This is a genomic window from Sphingopyxis sp. (genome assembly GCF_036261875.1).
In the GTDB taxonomy this organism is placed as follows: Bacteria; Pseudomonadota; Alphaproteobacteria; order Sphingomonadales; family Sphingomonadaceae; genus Sphingopyxis.
The window spans coordinates 1-18,014 of sequence record NZ_DATAJZ010000034.1 but is presented as its reverse complement, the minus strand read 5'-3'; the positions used below and the strand labels follow the sequence as shown (position 1 = coordinate 18,014).

The 18,014-nt window shown below is 65.9% G+C and carries 17 protein-coding genes; 7 read left to right on the top strand and 10 right to left on the bottom strand.

What is annotated here, in order from left to right; all coding sequences use genetic code 11:
- Positions 1-30: 30 nt before the first annotated feature.
- Genes VHO04_RS14775 through VHO04_RS14760 form a run of 4 tightly spaced genes read right to left on the bottom strand, consistent with a single transcriptional unit; the run spans position 31 to position 4,664 of the window.
- The gene (locus VHO04_RS14775) at positions 31-1,089 is read right to left on the bottom strand and encodes a DUF7065 domain-containing protein (protein WP_329629001.1); all 1,059 of its coding nucleotides are present in this window, start codon (positions 1,087-1,089) and stop codon (positions 31-33) included.
- Positions 1,086-2,459: a wax ester/triacylglycerol synthase domain-containing protein gene (locus tag VHO04_RS14770; protein WP_329629000.1), complete on the bottom strand. Its 1,374-nt coding sequence runs from the start codon at positions 2,457-2,459 to the stop codon at positions 1,086-1,088. Before VHO04_RS14770 ends, VHO04_RS14775 begins: the two co-directional genes overlap by 4 nt.
- 3 nt (positions 2,460-2,462) lie before the next feature.
- Positions 2,463-3,449, bottom strand: a complete 987-nt coding sequence (locus tag VHO04_RS14765; RefSeq protein WP_329628999.1) for an acyl-CoA dehydrogenase family protein — start codon at positions 3,447-3,449, stop codon at positions 2,463-2,465.
- Positions 3,450-3,452: 3 nt separating this feature from the next.
- Complete coding sequence (locus VHO04_RS14760; RefSeq protein WP_329628998.1) at positions 3,453-4,664, bottom strand: acyl-CoA dehydrogenase family protein; 1,212 nt, start codon at positions 4,662-4,664, stop codon at positions 3,453-3,455.
- 100 nt (positions 4,665-4,764) lie between these two features.
- Here VHO04_RS14760 and VHO04_RS14755 point away from each other — a divergent pair, with 100 nt between their 5' ends.
- The gene (locus VHO04_RS14755; protein ID WP_329628997.1) at positions 4,765-5,562 is read left to right on the top strand and encodes a thioesterase family protein; all 798 of its coding nucleotides are present in this window, start codon (positions 4,765-4,767) and stop codon (positions 5,560-5,562) included.
- On the opposite strand, the gene VHO04_RS14750 is transcribed toward VHO04_RS14755, so the two are convergent.
- Genes VHO04_RS14750 through VHO04_RS14740 form a run of 3 tightly spaced genes read right to left on the bottom strand, consistent with a single transcriptional unit; the run spans position 5,559 to position 8,479 of the window.
- Complete coding sequence (locus tag VHO04_RS14750) at positions 5,559-6,359, bottom strand: enoyl-CoA hydratase/isomerase family protein (RefSeq protein ID WP_329628996.1); 801 nt, start codon at positions 6,357-6,359, stop codon at positions 5,559-5,561. The two genes, VHO04_RS14755 and VHO04_RS14750, sit on opposite strands and share 4 nt — an antisense overlap.
- On the bottom strand, positions 6,349-7,146 hold the full coding sequence (locus VHO04_RS14745; RefSeq protein ID WP_329628995.1) for an enoyl-CoA hydratase-related protein: 798 nt from the start codon (positions 7,144-7,146) through the stop codon (positions 6,349-6,351). Before VHO04_RS14745 ends, VHO04_RS14750 begins: the two co-directional genes overlap by 11 nt.
- Positions 7,147-7,192: 46 nt before the next feature.
- Complete coding sequence (locus VHO04_RS14740) at positions 7,193-8,479, bottom strand: FAS1-like dehydratase domain-containing protein (RefSeq protein ID WP_329628994.1); 1,287 nt, start codon at positions 8,477-8,479, stop codon at positions 7,193-7,195.
- A gap of 75 nt (positions 8,480-8,554) precedes the next feature.
- On the opposite strand from VHO04_RS14740, the gene VHO04_RS14735 reads away from it, so the two are divergent.
- Both VHO04_RS14735 and VHO04_RS14730 read left to right on the top strand, forming a co-directional pair.
- A complete protein-coding gene (locus tag VHO04_RS14735; protein WP_329628993.1) occupies positions 8,555-10,042 on the top strand; it encodes a class I adenylate-forming enzyme family protein in 1,488 nt (495 codons plus the stop codon).
- A gap of 52 nt (positions 10,043-10,094) precedes the next feature.
- Positions 10,095-10,367, top strand: coding sequence for a hypothetical protein (locus VHO04_RS14730; RefSeq protein ID WP_329628992.1), 273 nt, complete (start codon positions 10,095-10,097; stop codon positions 10,365-10,367).
- 162 nt (positions 10,368-10,529) lie between these two features.
- On the opposite strand, the gene VHO04_RS14725 is transcribed toward VHO04_RS14730, so the two are convergent.
- The 3 genes from VHO04_RS14725 to VHO04_RS14715 all read right to left on the bottom strand — a co-directional run bounded on the left by VHO04_RS14725 (position 10,530) and on the right by VHO04_RS14715 (position 13,854).
- A complete protein-coding gene (locus tag VHO04_RS14725) occupies positions 10,530-11,204 on the bottom strand; it encodes an alpha/beta fold hydrolase (protein WP_329628991.1) in 675 nt (224 codons plus the stop codon).
- A gap of 330 nt (positions 11,205-11,534) precedes the next feature.
- Positions 11,535-12,758 carry an acyl-CoA dehydrogenase family protein gene (locus VHO04_RS14720; RefSeq protein WP_329628990.1) on the bottom strand — a complete coding sequence of 408 codons (1,224 nt, stop codon included), beginning with the start codon at positions 12,756-12,758 and terminating at the stop codon, positions 11,535-11,537.
- Between the two features lies 1 nt (position 12,759).
- On the bottom strand, positions 12,760-13,854 hold the full coding sequence (locus VHO04_RS14715) for an acyl-CoA dehydrogenase family protein (RefSeq protein ID WP_329628989.1): 1,095 nt from the start codon (positions 13,852-13,854) through the stop codon (positions 12,760-12,762).
- Between the two features lie 90 nt (positions 13,855-13,944).
- On the opposite strand from VHO04_RS14715, the gene VHO04_RS14710 reads away from it, so the two are divergent.
- The 4 genes from VHO04_RS14710 to VHO04_RS14695 all read left to right on the top strand — a co-directional run.
- A complete protein-coding gene (locus VHO04_RS14710; RefSeq protein WP_329628988.1) occupies positions 13,945-14,745 on the top strand; it encodes an enoyl-CoA hydratase/isomerase family protein in 801 nt (266 codons plus the stop codon).
- Positions 14,746-14,760: 15 nt separating this feature from the next.
- Positions 14,761-15,849, top strand: coding sequence for an acyl-CoA dehydrogenase family protein (locus tag VHO04_RS14705; protein WP_329628987.1), 1,089 nt, complete (start codon positions 14,761-14,763; stop codon positions 15,847-15,849).
- Positions 15,846-17,051 (top strand): acyl-CoA dehydrogenase family protein, encoded by a 1,206-nt coding sequence (locus tag VHO04_RS14700; protein ID WP_329628986.1) that lies wholly within the window; start codon positions 15,846-15,848, stop codon positions 17,049-17,051. Before VHO04_RS14705 ends, VHO04_RS14700 begins: the two co-directional genes overlap by 4 nt.
- A gap of 16 nt (positions 17,052-17,067) precedes the next feature.
- On the top strand, positions 17,068-18,014 hold a 947-nt coding region (locus VHO04_RS14695), incomplete at its 3' end, for an acetyl-CoA C-acetyltransferase (protein WP_329628985.1).

Genomic DNA, 18,014 nt, shown 5'->3' with positions numbered 1-18,014 from the left:
TCAACGGTAGCGACAATTTGGCGAACATGGTCAGGCCGTCGCCTTCAGCGCATCGAGCATCCGCACGAAATGCGCCGGATTCCACACATCCTGATCCTCGCCCCAGCCGATTCCGCCATCGATGTCCCAGCGCATGAGCTGGTTCACGCCATAGCCCGCCTCGCTCATCGTGCTGACGACGAAGCCCTCGCTTGCCATCGCACGGCCATGCTCGTCGACGAGTTCGACCTGCATATGCGTGCTCCAGCCGGTCTTCGGGCTGCGGAAAGCGCGCATCCGCGAGCGTGCCGGATCGAGGCTGCCGAAGCGGTCGTCGCGGCGAATCCAGCCCGCATTCATCGGCGCCCAGCCGTCGGCGTCGCCCTCGGCCACGCGGACGAAGCCCAGAAAGCCGGTGCCGTCGCGGCGATGGCCGAAGATATACTGGATGCGCCCCCGGCCGCGTTCGCGCTCGATCTCGCGCCAGCGCGCACCGCCGGGGTGCTTCACGCGATCATGATCGCTCGCATAGGTCTTCGGGCTTGCCGCATAAGGCCCGCCGCGCGGACCCCAGGTGCGGTCGCGCACGCCGATGCCGTCGATGCGGATGCGCTCGCCGCGCAAGGTCATCCAGCCCTCGACATGGCCGAGCTGATCATAGTGCGGCGTCGCCATGAACGGCGGCTTTCCGGGCGGAAAGCGATGCGGCGGGTGGAGACCCGTGTGCGTGAAGTCGAGCGCGAAGCCCCGCGCCGGATCGTCATATTGCAGACGATATTTCATCCCGGGTTCGATCATCTTGAGGCTGTATCCCGCCCCGTATTTATCGCCGGGAAAGCTGATGTCGGTGAGGTCGGGACGGTCGGGCATCGCCGCTTCCTCGACCTTGCGGTAATAGGCCATGCGCGCCGGATCATAGCCTTCGTCGTCCCAGGCGAAGATGCGCCAGGTCACGCTTTTGCGGTTGGGATAATAGGGCGCGTGGATCCAGCAGCCGATCTTGCGCTCCGGAATATTGAACGACCACCAGTTGGTCTCGGTCTCATAGGGGTCGTCGGATAGCTGGTGATAGCGGTCGTCCTCCTGCCGGAACGCCAGGTCTTCGGTCATGGGATTGCCTCCAGTTCGTCGAGCGCGGCCACGAACAAGGCCGCGATGCGGCGCGGATCGGCGATCTTTTCGGCATCGACGATCACGCCCATGTCCAGATGGTCGCCGCTGCGCCGCGAAGTGATATTGAGGAAACGGCCCGATCCGATGATCGGCACCGGATAATTATGACGCTGGCGAAAGCCCGCATAGCTGCGCGCCTCGGCCGGGCCCGGGACGTTCGACAGGGTCAGATTGCCGGGAAGCAGCCTTTTCCCGCCTGCCATGCGTTCGGCGAAGGCGGCGCGCCGGTCGCGCGCGCCATGGGGTTTTTCGGCGGCATCGAGCAAAGCCTCATCGTGATGCGTACGCCGCATTTCGGCCGCCATCGACGTCTGGATCGCACGGAGCCGTTCGATCGGATCGGCGAGATGCGTCGCGAGATGCGGATGCAGCGCGACGATGCGGTTGCCGAACGCTCCATGCTCTGCGCGGCGATAGGAGCGTGCCGAATTGACGACGAGCGGCGTTTCGGGAAGATCGCCGACCTCGGTCAGATAGGCGCGAAGCGCGGAACTGGCGAGAGTCAGGAAGATATCGTTGACCGTCGCATCGAGCCTCTTCCCCACCGCCTTCACGCGCGCGAGCGGCAGGCTGATCGTGGCGTAACGGCGCTTGTCCGAGGTCGGCCCGGACATTTTGAGCTGCGGCGTCGGCGCGCGATCGTCGTTGCAGGCTTCGAGCGCGGCCAGCGCTTGCTTGCGGCGCGCCGACTGTTCGGCGCGCAGGCTTTCTTCGGCAGCGAAGCGCGCTTCGGCCTTCTGCTGCCATTTTTCAGGTTCGGGCAGGCGCGCATCGGCAAAGCGTGCGGTCGCGCGCGGCGCGGCGTCGCTGAGCAGCCCCAGCACGGTCTGGAAACCGATGCCGTCGGCGACGCTGTGGTGCATCTTGAGATAGATGGCGCTGCCGCCCTCCGCGAGCCGCTCGAACAGATGGGCGGCAAAAGGTGGGCCCGAGAGATCCAGGCGCCGCATGTTCAGCGCAGCGATCGCTTCGTAAAGATCGGCCTCCTCCCACGCGCCATCGTGCGGTTCGACGGCGACGAGCGTTTCGAGGTCAGCGCGGGCGATGTCGGCCCAGACGTCGCTGTCATAACCCTCCGGCGACTGATGCAACCGTGCGAGCAGCGGCGTCGCGGGAAGCCGCTCGGCGAACTGACGGCGGATCGCCGCGGCGAAGCCGGCTTGCTGGCCTGCGAGGACGTCAAGCAGGAGCAGCGCGCCGACGTGCATCGGCGAAGCGTCGGTTTCGGACAGGATCATGAAATGATCGTCGGGCCGGAGTCGCCGCACCCCCGGCGCAAGTTGCAGATGATCGCCCGGCCCGCTCATCGCCTACCAGCCCGCAAGCGCCGCAGCCCGCGCACGATGCTCGACAGGACTGCCGAGCCAGGCGCGGTCAAACATCGCGCGGCGGAACCAGTAGTGAAGACCATATTCCCACGTATAGCCGATGCCGCCATGGGCCGCGACCGCAGCGCGCGTCGCACGAACATAGACGTCGCACAGATGCGCCTTCGCCATCGCCGCGGCGCGCGGCGCGTCGGGCAGCGCCGCATCCCATGCATAGGCCGCATACCAGACCAGCGCCCGCGCGGGCTCTACGTCGAGCGCCATATGGGCGAGCTGGTGCTTCAACCCCTGAAAGCGGCCGATCGGCTGGCCGAACTGTTCGCGTTCCTTGGCATAAGCGACGCTCATGTCGGTTACCCTCTGCGCGCCGCCGAGCGCATCGGCCGCGACGAGGATCAGCGCCGCGTCGGCGAGCCGGGCGGCCATCGGATCGCGGGGGCCGAACAGCGTCTTGCCCGCATCCGCTGCGATCGCGACCCGCGAAACCGGCCGGCTACGGTCGCTCGCCCGCGCCGCCTCGATTTCGACGCTCTCGCCCACGGGCACCAGCCTGACGCCAGCATCGCGGTCGACGATCAGGAAGACGTCGGCGGCGCGCGCGCAAGGGACGAATGCGCCGCCGCCATGCACCAAAGTCGCGACCTTTTCGCCGCACATCAGCGCGCCGAGTTGATCGCCGCCGTGCACCGCCACCGCCGCGACCGCGAGCATCTGGCCGATCAGCGGTCCCGCCGCCGCGGCCTCGCCCGCAACCTCGCACGCAAGCGCAGCTTCGAGCAGCCCCATGCCGCTGTCCGGCGTCAATATGCCGGCGAGGCCGAGCGCCATCAGCGCGTTCCAGCTCTCGCGGTCGAAATCCGTCTCGCTATCGGCGAACATGTGGAGGCGCTCGATCGGCCAGCAATCGGCGAGCGTGCCGCGGACCGCGTCCTGAATCGCCGTCTGTTCTTCGGTCAGATGAAAATGCATGGCTCAGCGCTCCCCGCTCATGGCAAGGTCGCGCGGCAGGCCAAGGCCGCGCTCGCCGATGATGTTGCGCTGGATGTTCGATGCGCCGCCCGCGATCGAATTGCCGAGGCTGCCCATGATCTGATCGAGCCATTTTTCGGGGCCGCGCGGCCCACGATTGCCGCGCCCGCCCGCTCCGGCGGGCTCGAGGAAGCCATGCTCGCCGATCAGTTCCTGTGCGAGCAGCGCCATTTCGTGCCCGATTTCGGTCAGCAACAGCTTCATCATCAGCGACACCGTGCCGGGATCCTCACCCGCCGCCGCGCAGCTGAAGATGCGATAGCTCGAATAGCGGTGCGACAGGACGAAGCCCTCGATCTGCGCCAGCTTGTCGCGCACCAGCGGATCGTCGATGCGCCCGACCTCCTTCGCCAACTCGATCAGCTTCGCGAACTGGCGGCCGAGCCCGTCGGCACCGCCGATGCTCGCGCGCTCGTGCTTCAGCGTCGTGCGGCTGACATACCAGCCCTGCCCGCGTTCGCCGACCTGCCACGTTACCGGCGTCTGGGCATTGTCGAAGAAAAATTCGCAGAAAGTGTGATCGCCCTCCTCGCCGGTCATCTGGCGGATCGGGCGGCGCGTGATCCCCGGCTGGTCGAGGTCGATCAGCAGATAGGTGATGCCGTCGTGCTTGGGGGCATCGGGCTCGGTACGCACGAGCATGAACATGTGCGTTGCCTGCATCCCCTGCGAGGTCCAGATTTTCTGCCCGTTGATGATCCATTTGCTGCCGTCGGCCGACAGCTCGCCCTTCGTCCGCACGCTCGCGAGATCCGATCCGGCGCCGGGCTCGGAATAGCCCTGCCCCCAGATATAATCGCCCTCCAGCGTCCCCCGGATGAACAGCTCCTTTTGCTCTTCCGTCCCCTTTTCGAGCAGAGTCGGCACGGTCATGTTCATGCCGTTGCCACCAACCTCCATCGGCGCGCGGACGCGGGCGAACTCCTCGCGGATCACCTGGGCACGGATGACGTCGACGGGCTGCTCCGACCCGCCAAAACGCTTCGGAATGGCGCGATAGAGATAGCCCTGTCCGGTCGCGAGCGTACGAAAGGCGCGGACGAACGCCTTGAGGTCGGCGCCGCGCAGGTCGGACGGCGGCGGCCAATGCGACGACAGGAAGCCACGCACCTCGGCGCGATAGGCTTCCGCCGCCTCGCCATAGCTCAGGTCCATCGCTTTCTCTCCCTTGCCGTCCTCCCGAATCCTATGCCTGACTTATATAACTACGTCAAACATGTTGTGCTGGAGGGCCAGCATGGTAGAGGCGAAGGCGATGACCGACAAAGCCACGACCATTCCCCATTATTTCACCACCGACGACAAGGGTTTCGTCCCCTCGGGCCTCGCGCGCAATCCCTGGTTCGCCAACGCGGTCGCGGGCGGGCCGATCGCGGCGCTGATCGGCCATGTCGTCGAGGCGGCGGGTTTCGACGGTCGCTTCGAAATCTGCCGGCTGACGATCGACATATTGGGGATCGTGCCGCGCGCACGACTGGTTCCGCGGATCACCCCGGTGCGACAGGGGCGGCAGGCACAGTTCCACCGGGTCGAACTGCTCGCGGAGGACCGTTGCGTCGCGCAGGCGCATGTCCTGCTCGCACGCCATCTCGACACACCCGAATTTCCGGCCCCGCAGCCGCATCCCGCGCCCGAGGAAGTGCCCGAAAACGACTTCCTCGTCGGTGCCAGCATGGCGGGGGCGATCCGGACGCGTCCGGTCATGGGCCGGGTGCGCGAGCCCGGGCGCGGCGTGTCGTGGATGCGGATGGACGGCGAAGTGGTGCTCGGCGTGCCGGCTTCGCCCTTCGTCAAGGCGTGCCTGTTCGCCGATTTCGGCAATGGCGTCGGCAGCGCGACCTTCGCGCACGAATGGAGCTATGCCAACCTCGACATCTCCATCCAGTTCCTGCGGATGCCGCGCGGCGACTGGCTGTTGCTCGACGCGCATACCGAAGGCGCGGGCAACGGCCATGCGGTCGCGCAGTCGGTCTTCGCCGACGCCGAAGGGGTTTATGCCAAAGGAACGCAGACGATTTTCGTCGCGGCCGGGCAGAAAATCGAGCGGAGCTAACGCCCCTGGAAGCGCGGCGCGCGCTTTTCGGTCACGGCCGCCAGTCCCTCACGATGATCCTCGCTGCCCAGCAGCAGGGCTTGATTGGGCAGGTTCGCCTGCCATTCGGCCTCCATGCTGCTTTCGAGAGCGCGCTGGATCGACTGCTTGACCGTCGCGTACCCGAGCGGCGCCGACGCCGCGAGTTCGCGAGCCAACGCCATGCCGCGCGCGGCAAGGTCGTCCCGCGGGACCACTTCGCTCGCCAGCCCGATGCTCAGCGCTTCCTCGGCACGCACCTGCTTGCCGCGCAGGCACATCTCCATCGCCCGGCCAAGACCGACGATCCGGGGCAACAGGAACGTCCCGCCGAGCGGCGGCATGATCCCCAGTTTGATCCAGCTTTCCTGGAACATCGCATTGTCGGCGGCGACGCGGAAGTCGCAGGCAAGCGCGAGTTCGCACCCGACCGTCACCGCCGCGCCCTGCACCAACGCCAGCGTCGGCTTGGGGCAGCGATAAATGGCGCGCGCCGCCCCCTGGAAATTGGCGTAGACGGTGTCCTTGATCTCGCTCGCCGCCATGCCGGTCAGGCGCTGGAGAAAGGCGAAATCGGCGCCGACCGAGAAATGCTTGCCTTCGGCCGCGAAGAGGATCGCGCGCACCTCGCGCTCGGCGGAGAGCGCAGCGAAGGCCTCGCGAATTTCGCCGAGCATTTCGGGCGAGGAGGCGTTGCCGATATCGGCGCGCGCGACGACGACCGCCGCAATCCCGTCCTCGTGCCGATCGATGCGGATATGGTCGAAATCAGCCGCCACCTTGCTCTTCCCGTTTCTTCTTTTCGCGCCAGATCAGCGCGGTCGCGCTGGTGGCGAGGCCCATATTGAGGGCCTCGGCGTCGAGCGCCGCCTCGAAAGCCCAATCCTCGGCATTGTTGAGGTTGGTCTTCATATAGCGATAGCCCATCCGCGGCCCGTCGGCGAGGCGGCGTGCCGCCTTCTTCGTTTCGATCGCCAACGCCTCATCGTCGAACAGGCGCGTATAAAGCCCCTTCGCGAAGGCCTCCTCGGCCGACAACTTCTCGCCGAGCAGGAACAGTTCGCGCGCGACGCCGGTTCCGACGATCTTGGTCCAGAACCAGGTCGATCCGAAATCACCGCCCGCGCCGATGCGGTCGAAGGCGGTCAGGAAACTCGCGCTCCGCCCCGCGAAGCGCAGGTCGCAGGCGCCGGCGATGCCGATACCCGCACCGGCCACGGGACCGTTGACCATCGCGATCGTCGGCTTGGGCATTTCATGCAGCAACCGCGAGGTCTCCATGAAGCCACGCAGCCGCGCAAAGCTCTGTTCGGTGCGGCTGCCGACATCGGGTCCGGGCGGCACGATCGCCTTGTCCGCGCCACCTTCCTTGAGGTCGCCGCCGGCACAAAAGCCCCGGCCCGCCCCCGTCACGACCACGCAGCCGACCGACGCGTCGCGCGCGGCGTCGGCACAGGCGTCGGCCAGCGGCGCCATGATGGAGCCGGTGAGCGCATTGAGGCGGTCGGGCCGGTTGAGCGTGATGGTGCGGACGCCCGCATCGTCGTCGATCAGGATTTCGGACATGGCAAAGCCTCCCCTGTCCCTCTTGTCAAAGCGAATGACAGGCGAATCAATCCCCGCCGAGTTCGCGATGACGCGCCAGCATCCGCACAGCCTTTTCGGCCAGTTCCTCGGGCACTTCGGGATAGAGCGGCAGCGGCCGTTCCTTGTTCGGCAGCGCGATCGTCGCGGTGGCGCGCACCGTTTCCTCGTCGCGCTGATTGGTGAACTTGACCGCGACGTCGACCAGGCTCTGCTTGCCGTCCTGCCGCTTGGCGAGCACCTCGCCGGTCACGCGCTGAACGTCGCCCATATAGTTGAACTTGCGAATCTCATCATGGATATGCGTGATGATCGCATCGTCGCCCGCCCAATCGCTGAGATATTGCCACAGGAAATTCTCGCGCATCACGCCATAATCATAGGCCATCGGATTGCCGATCGCCTGCGCCCAGGTCGGATCCCAGTGCAGCCGCTGGGCGACGTCGGGGATGCCGTGCTCATTCTTCACATAGAAAGCCGGAATGCGCTGGCGGTTCTTGTGCGCGAGCCGGTTCGCAGTCGGCGCATAGGGCACGAAGCCATAGCCGCCCGCGTGGAAACAGATGACGTCGGTGACGGTCAGCGGCCCCTTCGCCTGCAGGCCCAGCGAATCGCCCTTCTCGACATCCTCGAACCAGCGCCTGGCGCCGCCCTGCACCGCCTCCTTCGCATAGATATCCTCGACCGCCTGCATCTCCTCGTCGGTATAGCTTGCGGGTTCGATCGCCGAATATTTACCCTTTTTCGCCGCCGTCTTGCGCTCGGTCAGCACGCGCAGGATGCGATAGACGGCGACGACCTCGCCGCGCTGGTTGAGCTTGACGTCGCGGCGCACGGTGATCACCGAACGGCCTGCGAATTCGGACTGCTTGACCTCGCAGCTCTCGTCGCCGTTGAAGCTGTAGATGGTGTCGCCAGGATAGATGGGACGATAGAAATCCCATTGCGACCCCGACACGAAGACGTGGATGCCCTTGAACAGGCTCTTGCGCAGTGCCTTGATCTCGTCGGGCACAGGGTCGCCGAGCATCGGCCGGTTGAGGATGCCCGCCATCATCCCCGGCGCGATCACGCTGCCCCAGCGCGTCTTCCGCGCATAGTGCGGATCGCAATAGAGCGGATTGTCGTCGCCCATGCCGTGCGCGAAATTGCGGATATTATCCTCGGTCGCGGTCTGGAAATATTCGCGCGTCTTCGCGGCCTGGTCGAAGCCCAGCAGCGCCCGCTGGCGCTCGATGTCCGCGTCGGTGATTTCGTAGGCGACCGCCTTCTGCCATTCTTCGCTTTGCTTGATATCGCTTTTGGCGTCCGCCATCTCACATCTCCCTTGTCACGAGTTATATAACTAGGTAATACATCCCCTATGACGAAGCAAGGGGATAGTGAAGCAATGGATGTTCGCCGCATCAGCGATGCCTTGAAGGTGCGCGCGTCGCATCAGGCCGACCAGATCGCGCATGACGACACGCGGCGGGCGATCACCTTTGCCGAATGGGATCGCGAGGCCGACGAAGTGGGGGGGGGACTGGCCGCCGCAGGCCTGATCCCGGGCGACCGCGTCTTCCTGCCTATCAGCAATGCCCATGCGGTCGAGATGGCGATCGCGGTATTCGCCGTCTTTCGCGCCGGCGGCATCGCGTGCCCGATCAACACGCGCCTGAACCCCCGGGAAATCGCGGATTATGCCGCGCTGTGCGAGCCGCGTTTCTGCCTGACCGACGCACCGGATCTCGTCGCCGACCTGGACCTTGCCGGATGCTGGCACGTCGATGTCATGCCGCGCGACATGAGCGCACTGCCCGATCAGGCGAGCCTCGACCCGGCCGCCGATGCGGAGATACTCGGCACCTCGGGCACGACCGGCAAGATCAAGGGCGTCGTCGTCTCGCATCCCGACCTGATGACCGGCGTTACCGGGCATAATATGGACCGTTCGCGTTCGACGCTTCATGCCTTGCCGCTCACTGGTTCGGGCGGCAATCTCGGCATCGTGATGCTGCCCGCGCGCGGCGGCGCCACCGCGATCACCCAGCCCAAATTCGATCCCAAGGATTTTCTCGAGCTTGCGAAGGAAAAGCGCCCGAACCTCGTCTATCTCGTGCCCTCGATGCTGCGGCTCGTGCTCGACCATCCGGAGGTGGCGAACTATGATCTCGCCGGGGTCAAATATCTGATGACGGGCACCGCGCCCCTTCCTCACGATTCGGTGCGGCGGGCCGCGGCACTGTGGCCGCACCTGCGCATCCGCAACAGCTATGGCATGTCCGAAGGCGGCGTGGGCGTCGGCACCAGCAGCCAGGACCAGGTGATGAAGCCCGGCTGCGTCGGCAAGCTGCCCAAGCATATGCAGATTCGCGACGAAGCGGGCGAGGTCGTCACCTCCCCCGGCATCGTCGGCGAAATCTATGGCTGGCAGAAGCATTCGCGCCGCTACTGGAACGACGACGAAGCGACACGGGCGAGCTTTGCGGGCGGATGGACCAAGACCGGCGATCTTGGCTATATCGACGCCGACGGCGACCTGATCCTGGCTGGCCGCTCGAAGGAACTCATCATCCGCGGCGGCTACAACATCACGCCGCTGGAGATCGAAACGGCGCTGCACCTTCATCCCGCCGTCCAGCAGGCCGCCGTGGTCGGAGTTCCGCACGAGGTGCTGGGCGAGGATATCGCCGCGGCGGTGACGCTGCGCCCGGATGCGAGCGCGACCCCCGACGACATCCTCATCTTCTGCCGCGAGCATCTCGCCGACAACAAGGTACCACGCACGCTGGTGATCCTCGACACCATGCCGCTCAATCCCAATGGCAAGATATTGAAGAAGGAACTCGCCGAACCGCTGGCGAAAGCGGCGGAAGCGCGACGGCGGGCGGCCTGATCCGCTCCGTCGCGCGACCGGCGCGCTCGGCCGGCGAGGCAATGGGCAAGGCATGGCGACGATCGACGGATATTATTTCGGCATATGCACGAAGGGCGCCGAGCGACGAGGCCGCGCCGTCGCCGAACTGGCGGCAGGCACGGGTCTCGACCCCGCCGACTTCACGCGGCCGGGATGGCGCGGCTCCGCCGAAGCGATGGCGCTGCTCGTGCGCAATATACCCGCCCGCGCCGTCGCGGTCTGGATAGATTCGCGCATCTTCTGCGCTTCGTCGAATCCCAGCAGTTCGCGCTGCCGCTCGATATCCGCGTCGCTGATGGCATAGGAACTGTGAAGATTCAGAGTCTATCGCCGCGATTTTTGTATAAGACCCTGTTCCCCCGCGAAGGCGGGGGGTCCATCTCCTGCCGGTTCCATCTCGAACCGACCGGAAATGGGTCCCCGCCTTCGCGGGGACACACGATAGAGGACGGTGGCAAGATAAGCCTTAGCGGGCCTTTTCGGCCCATTGCCGTAGCGCTGCAGCCGTGAAGTCGGGAGCCTCGCACTGCGGCACATGACCACACGCGGGGGCGAGTCTGAGGTCAGCGTGCGCGATCGCCGTCGCCAATTCCCGCGAGCGGTCGGGATCGACGATGCGATCTTCCTCACCCGCGACGATCAGCGTCGGCACCGCGATGGCGGCAAGCGAGGCGCGATAGTCGGGCCGCGTCGCGGCGGCCCCCTGCTGTTCGGCGAAGAGTGCGGCGCCACAGCGGACCAGCATTGCATGAGTATCGGCGAGCAGCCCGGGCACGGCGCGGCTGACACGCGACAGCATCGCTGGGGCAAGTTTTTCGGCAACTGCGGCAAAATCCTGCCGCGCCTGCACGATCACCCGTTCGCGCGCCGCCTGCTGTCCGGACGTATCGGCCGCCGCCGAACTGCCGAGCAGCGCCAGCCCCGACATCCGCCCGCCCGCCCGCCGCGCGATCTCGAGCGCGACATAGCCGCCCATCGAATGGCCGCAGAGCGCGAAGCGTTCGGGAAGGTCGGCGAGGATCGCCTCGGCCATCGCCGCGATCGTGCGCCCGCGCGGCACGAAGATGCGTGTGGCCGGCATGTTCCGCCAGCTCGCCGCGTCGGTTGCGATGCCGCAGATCGCGATCACCGGTATTGTCATCGGACCTCTCTCCCGCCTGCCTTCACCGAAGCCGTTATTCCTCGGCGATCCCCGCAAGCTCGCACGTGAGGCCCTTCTTCGTCTCGACCTCCATCCCGCGCAGGATCTGACCTCGACGCCGCGACCGCGCAGCGATTCGACATAATCGTCACCGGTGCGGATCGGCCTGAAGCGAGCCCAGCGATCGGCGGCGGTCTCCTCGCGCGGGCGGACGATGTCGGTGGTCATGATGCAGTCTCCGGTTCTTTTCGGAAAGGCTAGATCAGAGACCACCGGCGCAGAAGGTCATGACGGGCGAGGAAAACTCACCAAGTTGCGCAGAGAAGACGATCAGCCCTTCAGCTTCTCGAACGGCACATCCTTGTCCATGCGAACCTCGCCGGGCATTCCGAGCACGCGCTCGGCGATCTGGTTGCGCAGCACTTCGTCGGCGCCGCCCGCGATCCGCATCACCGTCGAATAGATATAGTCATACTGGACGTCACCGGTGGCCGTGTCTCCGGCCTCGGGCGCGATGCCCGCAAGACCGCGCAGTTCGAGCGCCAGCCCGTTCGTCTTCTGATAGCGGCTTGCATAAGCGAGCTTGACCATTCCCGCGAGCGCGCCCGGATTCTCACCCTTCGACACCATCGTCCGGAGCCTCGCCTGGAAGAAGCGCTCGCCCTGCTCATCCGCGAGCGCCTCGGCCAGTTGCTGGCGCACCGCCGCATCGTCGAGCATCGTGCCGCCATGCCCGTCGGGCGTCGTGGCGGCATAGGCAAGCAGCGGTTCGATCCCGCTGCGATGTGCACCCGACCCGAGCCGCTCGCCCATCAGCACCGTCATGCAACAGGCCCATCCCTCGCCCTCGGCGCCGATACGGTTAGCGTCGGGAATGCGAACGTCGGTCAGGAAGGTCTCGTTGAACTCGCATGCGCCCGAAATCTGGCGGATCGGGCGCGTCTCGATGCCGGGGGTCTTCATGTCGACGAGGAAGAAGGTCAGCCCCTTATGCTTGGGCACCGTCGGGTCGGTCCGCACGACGAGAATGGCCCAGTCGGTCAGATGCGCCCAACTCGACCAGACCTTCTGCCCGTTGACGATCCAGTCGCCCGAGCCGTCATCGGCGCGCACCGCCTTGGTGCGCAGCGCGGCAAGGTCCGAACCCGCGGCCGGTTCGGAGAAAAGCTGGCACCAGGTAAGGTCGCCCTTCAGCGTCGCATCGATGAAGCGCGCTTTCTGTTCGTCATTGCCGTGCCGCGCGATGACGGGCAGCGCCATGCCGGTGCCGATCGAGGTGAACGGTCCCTTGGGAAGATGATAGCGCCCTTCCTCCTCGGCGAAGATCACCGCCTCGGCACCCGATAGCCCGCGACCGCCGAGTGCCTTGGGAAAGGTCAGCCCCGACCAACCGCCCGCATAAAGCGCGCGCATCCAGGCGCGGCCACGGTCGGCCTCCTCGGTGTCGGGCAGCGCCGCGCCCGCCGGCAGTTCGTGCGCCGGGGCGTGCGCGACGAGCCATGCTCTGGCCTCGGCGCGGAAGGCGGCTTCCTGGGGAGTGTCGTTGAAATCCATCTTATGCCGCCTTTGCCTGGCTGCCGGGCTGCGCCTTGAGCAGCCGGTCGGCCCAATAACCACGCCCGCCCAGATGGACGGCCAGCAGGCGCTCGCGCCGGTAATAAAAATGACAATTGGCCTCGAACGTATAGCCGATGCCGCCGTGGACCTGCAGATTTTCGCGTGCCGCCATCTCAAAGGCCTTGATCGCCGAAAGCCGCGCCGCGGCGGCCGCGGCGGGCAACTCGTCGGGGGCCGATTCGGCCGCCCAGCCGCCATAATAAGCGTTGGATCGCGCAAGCTCGGTCATAACCGCAATGTCGGCGAGCTTGTGCTTGATCGCCTGATAACCTGCGAGCGGACGGCCGAAAATCTGCCGCTCCATCGCATAGTCGCGCGCCATGTGCAGGCAGGCCTCGGCTGCACCGACCGCCTCGAACGCCGCTTGCACCGCCCCCTGGTCGATCAGTCGCTCGATCGCGGCCGCACCGCCCGGCATCGCCTTGGCCTCCACGCCGTCGAAATCGAGCCGATAGTGCGGGCGAAGCTGATCGAAGCTGCCCAGCTTCGTGCGGGTGACGCCTGTCTGATCCAGATCGACCAGCGCGAGCCCGCCGCCCTCGACCAGAACGACCGCGACGTGAGCGATCCCGGCGTCGGCCACCGGCGATTTGCTGCCGCTGAGGCGGCCGCCTTCCAGCGCTGCGCCGCCCGCGAAGGCCGGACCTGGCCCTGCCGCGTGCGCGAAGGTCGCGATCGCGTCGCCCGAGGCAAGCTTCGGCAGCCACGCCGCCTTCTGCATCTCGCTGCCCGCAAGGCGGATGGCTTCGGCGCCCAGCACGATCGAGCTCATGAACGGAACCGCCGCATTCGCGCCCCCGAGCGCTTCCATGATAACGCCGAGGTCGAGCGCGCCGAGCCCCAGCCCGCCATGCTCCTCGGGGATGGTGACGCCGAGGAAGCCCATCTCGGCCAGGGCGTGCCACAAGGGTTCGTCCCATTCGCTGGCCGAATCGATCAGGGCGCGCAGCCGGTCGAACGGCGTCAGGTCGGCAAGCAGCGCGCGGGCTTGCTCGCCCAGCATTTTCTGTTCATCGCTCAGGTCGAAATTCATCGCAGCTCTTGCCCTTCTGTTGCGATCCATGTCATAGCGAGTTGTATAACTAGGTCAACCATGACAAACTACGGGGAGGAGTCGTCCGCCATGCAATATCAAACCATCCTCGTCGATGTCGCGGACCATGTCGCGACGATCACGCTCAACCGGCCCGAAGCGATGAACAGCTTCACGCGGCAAATGATGGAGGAATTCGCCCATCTGTGGAAGTGGGTCGGACAAGAGGAGGATATCCATTGCTGCGTGCTGCGCGCCGCGCCGGGAAAGGCCTGGTGCACCGGCGTCGACGTCAAGGAATCGCAGAAGCCCGGCCAGTCGGTCGTCGATCTCGCGAACATCTGGCATTGCGAGGATCCGGGCAATTATCTCGGCCCAAAATCGATGAAATGCTGGAAGCCCGTCATCGCCGCCGTCCACGGCATGGCGGCGGGCGGCGCCTTCTATTGGCTCAACGAAAGCGACATCATCATCTGTTCGGAGGACGCGACCTTCTTCGACCCTCATGTCACTTATGGGATGACGAGCGCGCTCGAGCCGATCGGCATGACCTATCACATGCCGCTTCACGACGTGCTGCGGATGGTTCTGCTCGGCAACGACGAGCGGATCGGCGCGGGCACAGCGCTCCGCATAGGTCTCGTCAGCGAGATTACGACGCTGGACGAGCTGTGGCCACGCGCAGAGGAACTGGCCGCGACGATCGCCGCCAAACCGCCTGCAGCGACTGCCGGATCGGTCAAGGCGATCTGGGAGTCGCTCGACCTGCCCCGTAGCGTCGCGCTGCAACAGGGCCTCAAATATTGCCAGATCGGCAATCCGGTCGGGGTACCACAGGTGAATCGCGCCGCGCTGATGGCCGACAAGGCCAAGAAATTCACGATCCGCTGAAGAGGAACGGACCGGATGTCGATCCTATATGACGAAGGACAGCAGGCGATCGCGAGCGAATCGCGCCGCATCCTCGAGGCGCATGTCACAACCGAGGCGCTGCTGCCGCTGCTTGAAACGCAGGATGCGATCTTCGAACCTTTCTGGTCCATCGCGAAGGAGCAGGGCTGGACTGCGGTCGCGCTTCCCGAGGCCTATGGCGGGCTCGGACTGGGACTGATCGAGCTGGGTCTCGTCGCATTGCAGGCAGGGCGCAGCCTGTCGGGCGCGCCTTTCCTGACCCCGAGCTTCGGCGCCGCGCGGGCGATTCTGGACCATGGCGACGAGGCGTTGAAACAACATTGGTTGCCGAGGCTAGCGACAGGCGACGCGATCTGCGCCATCGCCTTCGCTGAAGGGCAACAGGTCATCGGGCGCAGCCTCGCGTTCAAGGACGGCAAGCTCGGTGGAACCAAGCCCGCGGTAACCGGCGGCACTCGCGCCGACGTCGCCGTCGTGACCGCCAGCGACGGGAAGGAACCGATCCTCGCGGTCGCCGAACTCGCGGGCATCGAACGCCAGGCGATCGATAGCTTCGATAACAGCCGTTGCGCCGCCGACCTGATTTTCGCCGACACGCCCGCGACCGTGCTGGCGCGCGGCCCGGCTGCCGAGGAGGCAGCGCTCCATATCCTCGCGCTACAAGCGGTGATCACCGCGCACGAGCAGACCGGCGGCGCCGAAAAGCTGCTCGAAACCGCGCGCGACTACGCGCTGACGCGGCGCGCTTTCGGTCAGCCGATCGGCGCCTTCCAGTCGGTCAAGCATCGTATCGCCGAAATCTATGCGCTCGTCGAACTGGCGCGCGCGGGCGCGGTCCATGCCGCGTCGCGCGAGGGGCAGGACGATTTTATCGCCGCTGCCGCCGCCGCGCGCATCCAGGCGACCGACAGCTACGACACGGCGGCGCGCGACTGCGTTCAGGTCCATGGCGGCATCGGCGTGACCTGGGAAGCCGGCCTCCATCTTCACATGCGCCGCGCGCGCAGCCTCGCGATCGAGCAGGGCAACCTTTTTTTCTGGGAGGATGTCCTCGTCGACCGCCTGCGGGAGAAAGCGGCATGAGCGATATCGATATCTATCGCCGGAAGGCGCGCGCCTGGCTCGAATCGGTCGCGCCGCGCTTCGGCCGCGCGGCGCGCGCAGGGCTCAGCGAGGAAGAAGATCTTGCACTTGGTCGCGCCTATCTCAGGGAGCGCTTCGCGGCGGGTTATGCGGGGATCAACTGGCCGATCGAGTTCGGCGGCCAGGGCCTCGGCCATATCGAGAAGGTCGCTTTCGAAACCGAAGAGATGCCGTTCGGCATGCCGACCGCCTATTTCAGCATCTCGCTCGGGATGCCGGTGCCGATCATCATGCGCTTTTGCGAGGACAAGGCCTGGGTGAAGGAGCGGGTGCTGAAGGCGCTGCAGGGCGAGGAAATCTGGTGCCAGCTCTTTTCGGAACCCGCGGGCGGCTCCGATCTCGCGGGGCTGCGCACCCGCGCCGAGACCGACGGCAACGGTTGGAAGATCAACGGCCAAAAGGTCTGGACGAGCTGGGCGCAATATAGCGACTACGGCGTCATCGTCGTCCGCACCGATCCGACTGTGCCCAAGCACAAGGGCCTCACTTACTTCTGGGTCGACATGAAGGCGCCCGGGGTCACCGTGCGCCCGATCAAGCTCGCGGGCGGCGACAGCCACGTCAACGAGGTCTTCTTCGACGATGTGAAGGTCGGCGACGATCATCGCATGTCGCCGGTCGGCGGCGGCTTCGCGGTCGCGATGGCGACGCTGATGATCGAGCGCTATGTCGCGACCGACAGCGCAGGTTTCGGGCCGCATCTCGACCTGTTCGTTGCGCTGGCCGAAGAAGCCGAGATCAACGGCCGTCCCGCGATCGAGGACGGGCGCATCCGCCAGCAGATCGCACGCAACCATGCGATGCGCAATTCGCTCGACGCGATCACTGCGCGCGCGATGAAGATGATGCAGGCGGGAATGGAACCCGGCCCCGAGGGCTCGCTCAACAAGCTCGTCTCGGTGCGCTCGCGCCAGAAGCTATCCGAACTCGCGATCGACCTGCAGGGCGCGGCGGGGCTGCACTTCGACGCCCACGCGCCGGTCAAGCAGGATTGGGGCGCCAGCTGGATCAACGCGCCGACCGGCCGCATCGCGGGCGGCGCCGACGAAATGCTGCTCAACACGATCGCCGAAAAGATTCTCGGCCTGCCGCAGGATCACCGCCCCGACAAGGGCATCCCCTTCAACCAGATTCCCGCCTGACCACAAGGAACCCATCATGTCCGAAGCCTATATCATCGACGCCGTCCGCACCCCGCGCGGGATCGGCAAGCCCGGCAAGGGCGCGCTGTCGCACCTCCATCCGCAGCATCTCGCCGCGACGGTGCTCGCCGCGATCCGCGACCGCAACAATCTCGATACCGCGACCGTCGATGATGTGGTCTGGTCGACCTCGACCCAGCGCGGCAAGCAAGGGACCGACCTCGGCCGCATGGCGGCGCTATCGGCGGGCTATGACATCAGGGTGTCGGGGGTGACGCTGGACCGCTTCTGCGGCGGCGGCATCAGTTCGGTGAACCTCGCCGCGGCGAGCGTGATGAGCGGCATGGAGGATTGCGTCGTCGCCGGCGGCACCGAAATGATGAGCTACACGGCACAGCTCGCCGCCGACGAAGCCAATGCCGGGATCAAGCCGCTCGGCATGGGTGCGGGTCACGAAGCTCTCAACGAATTGCATCCGCAATCGCATCAAGGTGTGTGCGGCGATGCTATCGCCGCCATGGAAGGCATCAGCCGGGAGGCCGTCGACGCACTCGCACTCGTCAGCCAACAGCGCGCCGACAAGGCGATCAAGGAAGGCCGCTTCGACAAATCGGTCGTCCCCGTCCACAATCCCGACGGCAGCGTCGCGCTCGACCATGAGGAATTTCCGCGCCCCGAAACGACCGCCGAAGGTCTCGCTTCGCTCAGGCCCAGCTTCGATGCGATCGCAGACTTCGACCTCGGCAACGGGGTGACCTTCCGCAAGCAGATTCAACGCCGTTATCCGGGGCTCGAATTCAAGGGCGTGCATCATGCGGGCAATTCGTCGGGCGTCGTCGACGGCGCCGCGGCGATCCTGCTGACGTCGAAGGATTATGCCGACAAGCACGGCCTGAAGCCGCGCGCCCGCATCGTCGCCTATGCCAATATCGGCGACGATCCGACGCTGATGCTCAACGCCCC

What these genes read in the sequence shown, in the direction of transcription:
- VHO04_RS14775 (WP_329629001.1), bottom strand. Translation starts at nt 1,089, where the DNA reads ATGACCGAAGACCTGGCGTTCCGGCAGGAGGACGACCGCTATCACCAG.
- VHO04_RS14770 (WP_329629000.1), bottom strand. Translation starts at nt 2,459, where the DNA reads ATGAGCGGGCCGGGCGATCATCTGCAACTTGCGCCGGGGGTGCGGCGA.
- VHO04_RS14765 (WP_329628999.1), bottom strand. Translation starts at nt 3,449, where the DNA reads ATGCATTTTCATCTGACCGAAGAACAGACGGCGATTCAGGACGCGGTC.
- VHO04_RS14760 (WP_329628998.1), bottom strand. Translation starts at nt 4,664, where the DNA reads ATGGACCTGAGCTATGGCGAGGCGGCGGAAGCCTATCGCGCCGAGGTG.
- VHO04_RS14755 (WP_329628997.1), top strand. Translation starts at nt 4,765, where the DNA reads ATGACCGACAAAGCCACGACCATTCCCCATTATTTCACCACCGACGAC.
- VHO04_RS14745 (WP_329628995.1), bottom strand. Translation starts at nt 7,146, where the DNA reads ATGTCCGAAATCCTGATCGACGACGATGCGGGCGTCCGCACCATCACG.
- VHO04_RS14740 (WP_329628994.1), bottom strand. Translation starts at nt 8,479, where the DNA reads ATGGCGGACGCCAAAAGCGATATCAAGCAAAGCGAAGAATGGCAGAAG.
- VHO04_RS14735 (WP_329628993.1), top strand. Translation starts at nt 8,555, where the DNA reads ATGGATGTTCGCCGCATCAGCGATGCCTTGAAGGTGCGCGCGTCGCAT.
- VHO04_RS14730 (WP_329628992.1), top strand. Translation starts at nt 10,095, where the DNA reads ATGGCGACGATCGACGGATATTATTTCGGCATATGCACGAAGGGCGCC.
- VHO04_RS14725 (WP_329628991.1), bottom strand. Translation starts at nt 11,204, where the DNA reads ATGACAATACCGGTGATCGCGATCTGCGGCATCGCAACCGACGCGGCG.
- VHO04_RS14720 (WP_329628990.1), bottom strand. Translation starts at nt 12,758, where the DNA reads ATGGATTTCAACGACACTCCCCAGGAAGCCGCCTTCCGCGCCGAGGCC.
- VHO04_RS14715 (WP_329628989.1), bottom strand. Translation starts at nt 13,854, where the DNA reads ATGAATTTCGACCTGAGCGATGAACAGAAAATGCTGGGCGAGCAAGCC.
- VHO04_RS14710 (WP_329628988.1), top strand. Translation starts at nt 13,945, where the DNA reads ATGCAATATCAAACCATCCTCGTCGATGTCGCGGACCATGTCGCGACG.
- VHO04_RS14705 (WP_329628987.1), top strand. Translation starts at nt 14,761, where the DNA reads ATGTCGATCCTATATGACGAAGGACAGCAGGCGATCGCGAGCGAATCG.
- VHO04_RS14700 (WP_329628986.1), top strand. Translation starts at nt 15,846, where the DNA reads ATGAGCGATATCGATATCTATCGCCGGAAGGCGCGCGCCTGGCTCGAA.